The organism is Streptomyces zhihengii (assembly GCF_016919245.1).
GTDB classification, from domain to species: Bacteria; Actinomycetota; Actinomycetes; order Streptomycetales; family Streptomycetaceae; genus Streptomyces; species Streptomyces zhihengii.
Genome location: NZ_JAFEJA010000001.1, coordinates 3,877,420 through 3,889,545 on the forward strand (window position 1 = coordinate 3,877,420; position 12,126 = coordinate 3,889,545).

At 71.4% G+C, this 12,126-nt stretch carries 11 protein-coding genes and 1 pseudogene; 4 read left to right on the plus strand and 8 right to left on the minus strand.

Going from position 1 to position 12,126, the window contains the following annotated elements; translation table 11 throughout:
* Positions 1 to 9: 9 nt before the first annotated feature.
* Positions 10 to 852, minus strand: coding sequence for an endonuclease III (gene nth, locus JE024_RS16235; RefSeq protein WP_205374276.1), 843 nt, complete (start codon positions 850 to 852; stop codon positions 10 to 12).
* Between the two features lie 294 nt (positions 853 to 1,146).
* Between nth and JE024_RS16240 the strand changes: the two genes are divergently transcribed.
* A complete protein-coding gene (locus JE024_RS16240; RefSeq protein WP_187741560.1) occupies positions 1,147 to 1,821 on the plus strand; it encodes a Crp/Fnr family transcriptional regulator in 675 nt (224 codons plus the stop codon).
* A gap of 70 nt (positions 1,822 to 1,891) precedes the next feature.
* Here the strand turns inward: JE024_RS16240 and JE024_RS16245 are convergent, their stop codons facing one another.
* From JE024_RS16245 to sp36, 5 genes are all read right to left on the minus strand, one after another.
* Positions 1,892 to 2,776 (minus strand): prohibitin family protein, encoded by an 885-nt coding sequence (locus JE024_RS16245; protein ID WP_205374277.1) that lies wholly within the window; start codon positions 2,774 to 2,776, stop codon positions 1,892 to 1,894.
* Between the two features lie 145 nt (positions 2,777 to 2,921).
* Complete coding sequence (locus tag JE024_RS16250; RefSeq protein WP_205374278.1) at positions 2,922 to 3,770, minus strand: MBL fold metallo-hydrolase; 849 nt, start codon at positions 3,768 to 3,770, stop codon at positions 2,922 to 2,924.
* Positions 3,767 to 4,633, minus strand: a complete 867-nt coding sequence (locus tag JE024_RS16255; protein WP_205374279.1) for an NUDIX hydrolase — start codon at positions 4,631 to 4,633, stop codon at positions 3,767 to 3,769. Before JE024_RS16255 ends, JE024_RS16250 begins: the two co-directional genes overlap by 4 nt.
* 216 nt (positions 4,634 to 4,849) lie before the next feature.
* The gene (locus JE024_RS16260; RefSeq protein ID WP_205374280.1) at positions 4,850 to 5,320 is read right to left on the minus strand and encodes a RidA family protein; all 471 of its coding nucleotides are present in this window, start codon (positions 5,318 to 5,320) and stop codon (positions 4,850 to 4,852) included.
* Positions 5,317 to 5,475, minus strand: a complete 159-nt coding sequence (gene sp36 / locus JE024_RS16265) for a Sp36 family protein (RefSeq protein WP_003991873.1) — start codon at positions 5,473 to 5,475, stop codon at positions 5,317 to 5,319. The genes JE024_RS16260 and sp36 overlap by 4 nt, the downstream gene beginning before the upstream one ends.
* Positions 5,476 to 5,611: 136 nt before the next feature.
* On the opposite strand from sp36, the gene bagA reads away from it, so the two are divergent.
* Both bagA and bagB read left to right on the plus strand, forming a co-directional pair.
* Entirely contained in the window at positions 5,612 to 6,574 is a 963-nt protein-coding gene (bagA, locus tag JE024_RS16270; RefSeq protein ID WP_205374281.1) for an ATPase BagA, read from the plus strand.
* The gene (gene bagB, locus JE024_RS16275) at positions 6,571 to 7,905 is read left to right on the plus strand and encodes an ATPase BagB (protein ID WP_205374282.1); all 1,335 of its coding nucleotides are present in this window, start codon (positions 6,571 to 6,573) and stop codon (positions 7,903 to 7,905) included. The genes bagA and bagB overlap by 4 nt, the downstream gene beginning before the upstream one ends.
* A 500-nt stretch (positions 7,906 to 8,405) precedes the next feature.
* Here the strand turns inward: bagB and JE024_RS16280 are convergent, their stop codons facing one another.
* Positions 8,406 to 8,750, minus strand: a complete 345-nt coding sequence (locus tag JE024_RS16280) for a WhiB family transcriptional regulator (protein WP_187283156.1) — start codon at positions 8,748 to 8,750, stop codon at positions 8,406 to 8,408.
* 391 nt (positions 8,751 to 9,141) lie between these two features.
* On the opposite strand from JE024_RS16280, the gene JE024_RS16285 reads away from it, so the two are divergent.
* Positions 9,142 to 11,382, plus strand: a complete 2,241-nt coding sequence (locus JE024_RS16285; protein WP_205374283.1) for a transglycosylase domain-containing protein — start codon at positions 9,142 to 9,144, stop codon at positions 11,380 to 11,382.
* Positions 11,383 to 11,525: 143 nt separating this feature from the next.
* Here the strand turns inward: JE024_RS16285 and JE024_RS16290 are convergent.
* A pseudogene (locus tag JE024_RS16290) lies at positions 11,526 to 11,987 on the minus strand (GatB/YqeY domain-containing protein); the annotation flags it as partial.
* Positions 11,988 to 12,126 lie beyond the last annotated feature (139 nt).

Consider the following 12,126-nt stretch of genomic DNA (forward strand, 5'->3'; position numbering starts at 1 on the left):
CGGCTGGGCTCACCCGGCCGTCCCCGCGGCGGGGGCCGGCTTGCCCGGATAGTCCGGGGGCGGCTTGAGCCGCTGCCCCGGCTGGCCGCCCATCTCGTACTTGAGGAGCTTCCTCGCCTTCTCCGGATCCGTCTCGCCCTCGCCGTACGACGGGCAGAGGTGGGTGATCGGGCAGGCGCCGCAGGCGGGCTTGCGGGCGTGGCAGATGCGGCGGCCGTGGAAGATCACCCGGTGCGAGAGCATCGTCCACTCGGACTTGGGGAAGATCGTGGCGATCTCGGCCTCGATCTTCACCGGGTCGTCCTGCTCGGTCCACTTCCAGCGGCGCACCAGCCGCATGAAGTGGGTGTCCACCGTGATGCCGGGGACGCCGAAGGCGTTGCCGAGGACGACGAAGGCCGTCTTGCGGCCCACGCCGGGCAGGGTGACCAGCTCCTTCAGCGTGCCGGGCACCTCGCCGCCGAAGTCGTCCCTGATCGCCTTGGAGAGGCCCATGATCGACTTGGTCTTGGCGCGGAAGAAGCCCGTCGGGCGGATGAGCTCCTCGACCTCCTCCGGGACCGCGGCGGCCAGGTCCTCGGGAGCCGGGTACTTCGCGAAGAGCGCCGGGGTGGTCTGGTTGACCCGCAGATCGGTGGTCTGGGCCGACAGGACGGTGGCGATCAGGAGCTGGTACGGATTCTCGAAGTCCAGTTCGGGGTGGGCGTACGGGAAGACCTCGGCGAGCTCGCGGTTGATCCTGCGGGCACGCCGGACCATCGCCAGACGCGATTCCGTTTTGACCGATTTCCCCTTTTTGCCCGGACTGGGCGAGGAGCGTTCGCCCACAGCGGAATTCTGCTTTCCGGACACGTTTCCAGCCCCCTTGGCCTGCGCTGTCACCGGCGAATTGGACACCCGGCCAGCCTAAGGGTCACCACCGACATCCGCCCGGGTCCCCCGGAATGAGGACCCAATCGGGCCCCTGCCGTACGGATGGACGCGTCAGTACGTCAAACTTGTTGTGACTGATCGCACGATTGTTTAGTACCGGGGTCCTCGTCCCCGACGATGCCGCCGCGGGGCACCGGGTCCCCAGGACAGTGCAGCGCGGTCCGGCATCATGGGGGACTGTGTCCCCTGAGCAGGTCGACAAGGAGAGAACTCGTGGACGACGTTCTGCGGCGCGCCCCGCTCTTCGCGGCGCTCGATGACGAGCAGGCCGCGGAGCTCCGCGCCTCGATGAGTGAAGTGACGCTCGCCCGTGGCGACGCGCTCTTCCACGAGGGCGACCCCGGCGACCGCCTGTACGTGGTCACCGAGGGCAAGGTCAAGCTCCACCGCACCTCGCCCGACGGACGCGAGAACATGCTCGCCGTCCTCGGCCCCGGCGAGCTGATCGGCGAGCTGTCCCTCTTCGATCCCGGTCCGCGTACCGCGACCGCCACCGCGCTGACCGAGGTGAAGCTGCTCGGCCTCGGCCACGGCGACCTCCAGCCCTGGCTGAACGTCCGCCCGGAGGTGGCCACCGCGCTGCTGCGCGCGGTCGCCCGCCGGCTGCGCAAGACCAACGACCAGATGTCCGACCTGGTCTTCTCCGACGTGCCGGGCCGGGTCGCCCGCGCGCTGCTCGACCTCTCGCGCCGCTTCGGTGTGCAGTCGGAGGAGGGCATCCACGTGGTCCACGACCTCACCCAGGAGGAGCTGGCCCAGCTCGTCGGCGCCTCCCGCGAGACCGTCAACAAGGCGCTGGCCGACTTCGCGCAGCGCGGCTGGCTGCGGCTGGAGGCCCGCGCGGTGATCCTGCTGGACGTGGAGCGCCTCGCGAAGCGCTCGCGCTGATCCCGCGCCGCGTCCGCGCGGACCGTACGAAGGGCCGCCCGCCTCACGCGGGCGGCCCTTCGCCGTGCGCTCAGTTCTTCGTGCCGTCCACGATCAGCGGATTGCCCGTCCCCCCGCCGCACGGGACCGCGTAGACCGGCTGCTTGGCCGCGGCCTCCTTGAACGCCTCGATGCACTGGTTCGCGAGGACCTTGTCCGTCAGCGAGTCGGTCAGGATGCGGTTCGCCTTCGCGATGCCCTCGGCCTCGATGCGCCGGCGCTCGGCCTCGGCCTTCGCCGTGCGGGCCGCCTCGGTCGCCCGTTCGGTCGCCTGCTCCTGCTGAATCTTGCGGTCGATCTGCTCCTGGAGCTTCTCCGAGGGCTTCACGTTGCGCAGGTTGACGGTCGTCACGGCGATGCCGCGGGGTGCCAGGCGCTCCCGGATCAGATCGCCGATCTCGGTGTTGATCTTCTCCCGGGCGGAGGTGTAGCCCTCCTCGCTGGTGTGCCGCGCGAAGACGTTGCGGACGATCTCCCGGCTGTCCGGGAAGACCAGGCGCTGCTGGATCGCGTCCTCACTGCCCGCCAGCCGGTACAGCTCCACGGCCTTCGCCGGGGTGACCGCCCACTTCACGGTGATCTCGGCGTACATGACGCCGCCCTGCGAGGAGCGGACCTCGACGACGTCCTTGTCGGAGAGGTTGAGGTCCACAGGGCGCGTGGAGAACGTGGTGACGTCGGTGAACGGCGAGGTGAGGTTGACCCCCGAGGTCATCGGCGAGCCGACCTTGCCGAAGGTGACGGGCACGCCGACCTCGTAGGCGCTGACCACATGGACGCAGCTCGACACGCCCGCGAACAGCCCGGCGACGAGCGCCCCCAGGGCGCCCAGCTTGAGGCCCTTGTTGTCGCCCGCGCGGGCCACGAAGTACATCACCGCCGCGGCGATGACGAGTATGACGAACAGGACGAACACGGTTTGTCCCCCCAGTGACGGATGCCGTGATGTAAGCGGCCCGTAAGGCCGCCTCGCCTGCGACAGACGCCGGTGGCGCCCGGACAGTTCCGTCCGGAGGCGGCCCGGCCGTACCCGTAACCGGGGGGAGCGTTCTCGCGGGCCGTCAGCCGGTGTCGCTCACGCCGATCAGACCGTGCTCGCGCAGATACGCGAGCTGCGCGCGCACCGACAGCTCGGCCGCCGGCCACAGGGACCTGTCGACGTCCGCGTAGACGCGCGCGACGACCTCCGGGGCGGTGGCGCATCCGCCCTCGACCGCCGTCTCGACCTGGGCGAGCCGGTGGGCGCGGTGGGCGAGGTAGAACTCGACGGCGCCCTGCGCGTCCTCCAGCACGGGCCCGTGGCCCGGCAGCACGGTGTGGACGCCGTCGTCGACGGTGAGCGAGCGCAGCCGCCGCAGGGAGTCCAGGTAGTCCCCGAGCCGGCCCTCCGGGTGGGCGACCATCGTGGTGCCCCGGCCGAGGATCGTGTCGCCGGTCAGCACGGCGCGATCGGCGGGCAGATGGAAGCTGAGCGAGTCGGCGGTGTGCCCGGGGGTGGCGACGACCCGCATCTCCAGACCGCCGGTCGTGACGACGTCACCCTCGGCGAGGCCCTCGTCGCCGAGCCGCAGCGCGGGATCGAGCGCCCTGACGGACGTCCGCGTCAGCTCGGCGAAGCGTGCCGCCCCCTCGGCGTGGTCCGGGTGGCCGTGGGTGAGCAGGGTCAGCGCGACGCGCTTGCCCGCGGCCTCGACCGTGTCGATCACGGCCCGGAGGTGGGCCTCGTCCAGCGGGCCCGGGTCGACGACCACGGCCAGGGCGGAGCCGGGCTCGGAGACGATCCAGGTGTTGGTGCCGTCCAGCGTCATCGCGGACGGGTTGGGCGCCAGGACGTTGACCGCGCGGGCGGTGGCGGGCCCGGAGAGCACGCCTCCCCGCGGCTGTCCCGGCAGCGCTGCGGCGTCCGTCATCGCGGTCCTCCCCGGGACACGTGCTTGGTGAACTCCTCGTGGCCGGGCCAGCTCAGCACCACGTCGCCGCCTTCCAGCCGCGCCCGGGCGAGGACCGGGTCGAGGCTCTGCCGGGATGCCGCGGCGAGGGTGTCGGCGACGGTGGCGTGCGGCTCCAGGGCCCGCAGGGTGGCGACGGTCGGCGGCATCATGAGCAGCTCGCCCTTGTCGTAACCGGCGATCGCCTCCGCGGGGCGGATCCACGCGGTCCTGTCGGCCTCGGTGGAGACGTCGCGGGTGCGCTGCCCCTCGGGGAGGGCGGCCACGAAGAACCAGGTGTCGTACCGGCGCTGCTCGAACTCGGGCGTGATCCAGCGGGCCCAGGCGCCGAGCAGGTCGGAGCGGAGGACCAGGCTGCGGCGTTCCAGGAACTGCGCGAACGACAGGTCGCGGTCGACCAGGCCCTGCCGGTCGGCCTCCCAGTCGTCGCCCGTGGTGTCCCCGACGACGGTGTCCGCGGTAGGTCCCGCGAGCAGCACGCCGGCCTCCTCGAACGTCTCGCGCACCGCCGCGCAGACGACGGCCTGGGCGACCGCCGTGTCGTCGGTGCCCAGACGGGCGGCCCAGGTCTCCAGCGAGGGCCCCGCCCAGCCCACGGGCCGGTCGTCACGCGGGTCGACTCCGCCGCCCGGGTAGGCGTAGGCGCCTCCGGCGAAGGCCATGGAGGTGCGCCGGCGCAGCATGTGGACGGCGGGACCGTCCGTGCCGTCGCGCAGCAGCATCACCGTCGCGGCCCTCTTCGGGGTGGCGGGCACCAGCTCGCCCGCGGCGAGGGCGCGGATGCGGTCGGGCCATTCCGGCGGGTACCACTGACCATTGGGCATGGCCGGATGCTATGCGTTCTAGCGCGGATGTTCGAGGGGTGGCCGGGGCGCGTGGGGCCCCGGGCCGGGATGCGCGGAGACCGGCCGGCCGGGATGCGCGGAGACGCAGGACCGGGACCGCGGCGAGGACGCCGCACCGCCGCGGGGACGGCGAAGGCCCCGCGCCGCTCCGGGGGAACCGGGGGCGAGGGGCCGTCGTCGCACGGACGCGCGGGGTCAGTCCTGGACGAGCTCCACCTGGATCTCGACCTCGACCGGGGCGTCCAGCGGCAGCACCGCGACACCCACCGCGCTGCGGGCGTGCACACCCTTGTCGCCGAGGACCTCGCCCAGCAGCTCGCTCGCGCCGTTCAGCACGGCGGGCTGGCCGGTGAAGTCGGCGGCCGAGGCCACGAAGCCGGTGACCTTCACGACGCGCGCGATGCGGTCGAGATCGCCGGCGACGGACTTCACGGCGGCGAGCGCGTTGAGCGCGCAGGTGCGCGCCAGGCCCTTGGCCTCCTCGGGGGTGACCTCGGCGCCGACCTTGCCGGTCACCGGAAGCTTGCCCTCCACCATCGGGAGCTGTCCCGCGGTGAAGACGTACGCGCCGGAGATCACGGCCGGCTGGTAGGCGGCGAGCGGCGGTACGACCTCGGGGAGCGTCAGGCCCAGCTCGGCGAGCCGGCGGTCGACGTCGCCGCTCACTGCTTCTCCCGCTTCAGGTAGGCCACGAGCTGCTCGGGGTTGTTCGGCCCGGGCACGACCTGGACGAGCTCCCAGCCGTCCTCGCCCCAGGTGTCCAGAATCTGCTTCGTCGCGTGCACGAGAAGGGGCACGGTCGCGTATTCCCACTTGGTCATGGGCCCGACTGTAGCCGCCCCGGGCGGCCGTTCCGCGACAGCCCCGGCCCCGGGGGCGGGGAGGTGTGCGCGAAGGAACACAGCCCGAGGGCAGCCTCGTGCGTAGGCCGTGCCGCTACTGGTTAGGCTCGAATACGTGAGCAGGCTCCAGGTCGTCAGCGGCAAGGGCGGTACCGGTAAGACCACGGTCGCCGCCGCCCTCGCGCTCGCCCTCGCCACCGAGGGGAAACGCACCCTTCTGGTCGAGGTGGAGGGCAGGCAGGGCATCGCCCAGCTCTTCGAGACGGAAGCCCTTCCGTACGAGGAGCGCAAGATCGCCGTCGCCTCGGGCGGCGGCGAGGTCTTCGCGCTGGCCATCGACGCCGAGCGCGCGCTCCTGGACTACCTCCAGATGTTCTACAAGCTCGGCTCCGCGGGCCGGGCGCTCAAGAAGCTCGGCGCGATCGACTTCGCGACCACCATCGCCCCGGGCGTGCGGGACGTGCTGCTCACGGGCAAGGCGTGCGAGGCCGTCCGCCGCCGGGACAGACAGGGGCGGTACGTCTACGACTACGTGGTCATGGACGCACCGCCCACCGGGCGCATCACGCGCTTCCTGAACGTGAACGACGAGGTCGCCGGCCTGGCCAGGATCGGGCCGATACACAACCAGGCCCAGGCCGTGATGCGGGTGCTCAAGTCCCCGCAGACGGCGGTGCATCTGGTCACCCTGCTCGAGGAGATGCCCGTCCAGGAGACCGCGGACGGCGTCGCCGAGCTGCGCGAGGCGGACCTCCCGGTGGGCAACGTCATCGTGAACATGGTGCGCCCCCACCTCCTCGACGAGGACGCGGTGCGCGACGCGTCCGACGGCCGGCGCCCCGAGATCACCGACACCCTCGCCCGGGCCGGGATCACCTCCCCCGGGGAGCTCGTCACCCCGCTCCTGGAGCAGGCCGCCGAACACGCCCAGCGCGTCGAGCTGGAGCGGGAGCAGCGCCGGGTCCTCACCGCGATGGAGCTCGGCGCGTACGAACTGCCCATGCTCAGCGAGGGAGTCGAGTTGGCGGGGCTGTACCGACTGGCCAGGGAACTGCGCAAGCAAGGGGCCGGATCATGATGCTCGACAGCGCGGCCCGGCTCGACGTCGATCCGCTGATCGACGACCCGGACACCCGCATCATCGTGTGCTGCGGCGCGGGCGGTGTCGGCAAGACGACCACCGCGGCCGCGCTGGGCGTGCGGGCCGCCGAGCGGGGCCGCAAGGTCGTGGTGCTGACGATCGACCCGGCGCGCAGGCTGGCGCAGTCCATGGGCATCGACTCCCTCGACAACACCCCCCGCAGGGTCACCGGCATCGAGAGCCGGGGCGGGACGCAGAAGGCGGGCCCCGGCGAACTGCACGCGATGATGCTCGACATGAAGCGCACCTTCGACGAGATCGTCGAGGCGCACGCGGACGCCGAACGGGCCCGCGCGATCCTGGACAACCCCTTCTACCAGTCCCTGTCCGCCGGTTTCGCCGGCACGCAGGAGTACATGGCGATGGAGAAGCTGGGGCAGCTCCGCGCGCGGGACGAGTGGGACCTGATCGTCGTGGACACCCCGCCGTCGCGTTCCGCGCTCGACTTCCTGGACGCGCCGGGGCGTCTCGGGTCCTTCCTTGACGGCACGTTCATCAAGCTGCTGATGGCTCCGGCGAAGGTCGGCGGCCGGGCCGGGATGAAGTTCCTGAACGTCGGCATGTCGATGATGACCGGCACGCTCGGCAAGCTGCTGGGCGGTCAGTTCCTGCGGGACGTGCAGACGTTCGTGGCCGCGATGGACACGATGTTCGGCGGGTTCCGCACCCGGGCGGACGCCACGTACCGGCTGCTCCAGGCCCCCGGCACGGCGTTCGTCGTGGTGGCGGCGCCGGAGCGGGACGCGCTGCGCGAGGCGGCGTACTTCGTGGAGCGCCTGGCCGCCGAGGACATGCCGCTGGCCGGTCTGGTCCTCAACCGGGTGCACGGGAGCGGGGCCGCCCGGCTGTCCGCGGAGCGGGCGCTGGCCGCCGCGGAAAATCTTGACGAGGGCCGCATTGTGGATCAGGGGGCCGGGGAGACTGGTAGTCGTGACCGCACGGCCGTCTCTCCCGAATCCCCGGCCGAGGGTCATCTCCCCGAAGAGGCAAGTGAGTTCACTCCTGAAGGAACCGGATCGCCGGAGTCCTCCGGGGTGCCTGCCGTGAAGCAGACCGCGCAGCAACTGACGGCGGGTCTGCTGCGTCTGCATGCCGAGCGCATGCAGGTGCTCTCGCGTGAGCAGCGCACACGCGACCGCTTCACGGCGCTGCATCCGGAGGTGGCGGTCACGGAGGTGCCGGCGCTGGCCGGAGACGTGCACGACCTGGCGGGGCTGCGCGCGATCGGCGACAGCCTGGCGTCGCCCGCGTCACCCGAGACGCTCTGAGCCCTCGGGGCACGCGGCTCCCACAGGTGCGCGCGGCCATCGCGTACACGCTGGTGCACGGGCGAGCACGCGCTGGTGCACGGCGCGGACGGACATGCGCGCGGCGCGGGCAGGCGTGTGTGCGGCGCGGACGGGCATGCGCGCGGCGCACGGTACGCAGGCGGGCGCGCAGGAGGCAGCCGGGCGCGCGGCTGCGGTGCATCGTGCGCGTGCGACCCCCCGGGTGCGCGCGGCTACCGCGTACGCGCCGGTGCGCGGACGGGCGGGTTCGCGCGGGCAGGCGGTGTGCGGCTTCGCGGGCACCGTGGTCGGGCCGCCGGTGCATCGCTCGGCGCCCCTCGGTGCCATGGCGCGCGGCCGCGCGTGCGGTCCCGCCCCCGCGGGCAGGGTGACGCGCGGTCATGGCGTCGCGCCCGGGTCGAGGCGTGTCCGCCGTACGTCAGGTGCGGGCGATGCGATGCGGAGCGTCCGGTACCCGGATCCGTCCGCGTGCGGCCCGGTCAGCCGACCGCCGCGTACGCCTCGTACGTCTCGTCGTCGTCGAGGCCCACCGGCAGGATGCCGGCGCTGCGCTCGTATTCCGTGCGTGCTGTTTCGAGCAGTCTGCGCCAGGACGTGACCGTGGGCCGCCTGCGCAGCAGTGCGCGCCGCTCCCGCTCGGTCATTCCGCCCCACACGCCGAACTCGACGCGGTTGTCGAGCGCGTCGGCCAGGCATTCGGTCCGCACCGGGCATCCGGTGCACACCGCCTTGGCCCTGTTCTGCGCTGCCCCTTGTACGAACAGTTCATCCGGATCCGTCGTGCGGCAGGCTGCCTGCGCACTCCAGTCGGTAACCCAGCCCATGCCGGTGCCGTCCTCTCCCGAATCGAGGCTCCCCCACGGCGGCAGCGGCATATTCACCGCTGCCAGTTGAGGACGTTACGGAAGGCGGGCAGAGCGCAACACCCCCGCGGGGCCCAATCTTGAATGGCCCGAACGGACTATGCGTACGCGGCAGATCACCCAGGGGAGTGACCTGAAGGCATTGCTGACATACCCGACAATTTCGGGCATTCCCTACGCATTGCCTCGGACTTCGAAGACCTATGCGGCTATTCGGACAGGTCTCCACCGGATTCGGGTACAGCGGAGACTGTCGGCTACTTGATGCGAGACCGCACTGCTGTGACAGTTGAGAGCAGCTTAGGCCAATGCCTTTATGTGTGTCCGGCGAATGAGAACGTAGGCTGCCCTCATGCCAAAGAAGCGCTCGGGCGGTGGTCTGACCGGGACCCAGCAGGCCGCCAAGTTCCTCGGTGTCAGCGTGCTCTCCGGAGCGGTGCTGGCGGGCATCGCCCTGCCCGCCGTCGGCGCGCTCGGACTCGCGGCCAAGGGAACGGTCGAGGGATTCGACGAGATCCCCGCCAACCTCAAGACCCCGCCGCTGAGTCAGCGCACCACCATCCTCGACAGCGAGGGCGGCCAGATCGCCACGGTGTACTCCCGTGACCGCACGGTCGTGCCCCTGAAGGACATCTCGCCGTACATGCAGCAGGCGATCATCGCGATCGAGGACGCCCGCTTCTACGAGCACGGCGCGATCGACCTCAAGGGTGTGCTGCGCGCGCTCAACAAGAACGCGCAGTCCGGCGGCGTCTCCGAGGGCGCGTCGACGCTCACCCAGCAGTACGTGAAGAACGTCTTCGTCGAGGAGGCCGGCGACGACCCCGACAAGGTCGCCGAGGCCACCCAGCAGACCATCGGCCGCAAGGTGCGCGAACTGAAGTACGCGATCCAGGTCGAGGAGGAGCTGGGCAAGAAGAAGATCCTGGAGAACTACCTCAACATCACGTTCTTCGGGCAGCAGGCCTACGGCATCGAGGCCGCCTCCCACCGCTACTTCTCCAAGTCCGCCAAGGACCTGAAGCTGGAGGAGGCCGCGCTGCTCGCCGGCATCGTCCAGTCGCCGAGCCGCTACGACCCGGTGAACGACACCGAAGAGGCGACCAAGCGGCGCAACACCGTGCTGCAGCGCATGGCCGACGTCCGCGACGTCTCCCAGGAGGAGGCGGACAAGGCCAAGGCCCAGCCGATCGATCTGAAGATCAGCAAGCCGAAGAACGGCTGCATCACCGCCGTCAAGGGCTCCGGCTTCTTCTGCGACTACGTGCGCAAGACGATCCTCACCGACCCGGCCTTCGGGAAGACGGAGGAGGAGCGCTCGAAGCTGTGGAACCTCGGCGGTCTGACCATCCGGACCACCATGAGCCCGCGGGCGCAGGCCGCCGCCGACGAGGCCGCCACCGCGAAGGTCTACAAGACCGACGGCGTCGCCGCCTCCGTGGTCCAGGTCCAGCCCGGTACGGGCAAGATCCTCTCCATGGGTCAGTCCCGCCCCTACGGCCTGGACCAGAAGCAGCACGAGACGGTGCTGAACCTCGCGGTGGGCAGCAAGATGGGCGGCACGACGTACGGCTTCCAGGTCGGCTCGACCTTCAAGCCGATCACCGCGGCGGCCGCCCTGGAGAAGGGCATCAGCCCGGCGCAGTCGTTCACCACCGGCTACAAGGTCTCGCTGCCGATGGACTCCTTCAAGACCTGCGCGGGCGCCCCGGCCGGCGGGGGCACCTGGGACCCGTCGAACGAGATGGAGTCCGAGACGGGCACCTGGGACATGACGTCCGCGCTCGGCAAGTCCATCAACACCTACTTCGCCCACCTGGAGCAGATGACCGGTCTCTGCGAGACGGTCGAGATGGCGAAGAAGATGGGCTACGTCAGGGGCGACGGCAAGCAGGTCGGCGAGAACCCGGCCATCACCCTGGGCAGTGAGGAGAGCACCCCGCTCGCGATGGCGGCGGCCTACGCCGCGTTCGCGAACCGCGGCACCTACTGCACCCCGGTCGCCATCGAGTCCGTCACGGACGCCAACGGCAAGCGGATCAAGGTGCCCGGCTCCCAGTGCTCGCAGGCGATGAGCGAGCAGACCGCCGACATGGTCAACCAGATGCTCAAGGGCGTCGTCGAGGACGGCACCGGCACGCGGGCCGGTCTCGCGGACCGCGACAACGCGGGCAAGACCGGTACGACGAACGACCGCAAGGACGCCTGGTTCGTGGGCTACACCCCGAACCTCTCCACGGCGGTCTGGGTCGGCGACGACGTCGGCGAGAAGCAGTCGATGTACAACATCACCATCGGCGGCACCCCCTACGACAAGGTCTGCGGCGGCTGCCTGCCCGGCCCGATCTGGAAGATCGCCATGACCGGCGCCCTGGACGCGTCCGAGACCCCGTCCTTCAACCCCGTCTCCGTCCCGCGCGGGAAGGAGAAGGAGGACAAGGAGAAGGACAAGGGCCGCGACCGTGACCGCGACCGCGAGGACGGCAGGCCCGGCGACGACCAGCCGTTCCCCGGCATCAGCATCCCGCCGGACCTGATCGGCGGCGGCGCCAACCGGGGCCAGGGCAACAACGGCGGCGGCAACTGGCCGTAGGCAGGGCCGGCCCGCGGCGCGGGCGGGCGCGGACATGACGAAGGGGGACCCGGCCGGAGCCGGGTCCCCCTTCGTCATGTCCTGCGGAGCACGCTTCTCACGTCGCGCGGTGCGGGCGTCTCACGTCGCGCGGTGCGGGCTCGGCCGGCGAGGAGCTGCTTGACCGCGGCGGCGACACGGCCGCCCTCGGCGCGGCCCGCCACCTTCGGGTTCACGATCTTCATGACGGCGCCCATCGCGCGCGGGCCCTCGGCCCCGGCGGCCCGGGCCTCCTCGACGGCCTGCCCGACGATGGCGTGCAGTTCGTCGTCCGTCAGCTGCTGCGGAAGGTACGCGTCGAGGATGACGCCCTCCGCCTGCTCGCGCTCGGCCTGCTCGGCGCGACCGCCCTGCGCGAAGGCGTCGGCCGCCTCGCGGCGCTTCTTCGCCTCCTTCGCGATCACCTTCTGCACCTCGTCGTCGGAGAGTTCACGGGCCGTCTTGCCCGAGACCTCCTCCTTGGTGATCGCGGTGAGGGTCAGCCGGAGCGTGGAGGAGCGCAGTTCGTCGCGCGCCCTGATCGCCGCCGTGAGGTCTTCCTGCAGCTTGGACTTGAGCGTGGTCATACGGACAAGTGTGTCAGGTGCGCCGCGCGCGACGCCCCCGCATTTCGCGCGCAGGCCGGCGCTGAGCCGCGACACGGTGGCCGGTGCCGGGGGCGCGGTGGCCGGTGCGCGGGCGGGGTGTGCGGCCGGCGCGCGAGGT

What these genes read in the sequence shown, in the direction of transcription:
- JE024_RS16250 (WP_205374278.1), bottom strand. Translation starts at nt 3,770, where the DNA reads ATGACGGACGCCGCAGCGCTGCCGGGACAGCCGCGGGGAGGCGTGCTC.
- JE024_RS16255 (WP_205374279.1), bottom strand. Translation starts at nt 4,633, where the DNA reads ATGCCCAATGGTCAGTGGTACCCGCCGGAATGGCCCGACCGCATCCGC.
- sp36 (WP_003991873.1), bottom strand. Translation starts at nt 5,475, where the DNA reads ATGACCAAGTGGGAATACGCGACCGTGCCCCTTCTCGTGCACGCGACG.
- bagB (WP_205374282.1), top strand. Translation starts at nt 6,571, where the DNA reads ATGATGCTCGACAGCGCGGCCCGGCTCGACGTCGATCCGCTGATCGAC.
- JE024_RS16280 (WP_187283156.1), bottom strand. Translation starts at nt 8,750, where the DNA reads ATGGGCTGGGTTACCGACTGGAGTGCGCAGGCAGCCTGCCGCACGACG.
- JE024_RS16285 (WP_205374283.1), top strand. Translation starts at nt 9,142, where the DNA reads ATGCCAAAGAAGCGCTCGGGCGGTGGTCTGACCGGGACCCAGCAGGCC.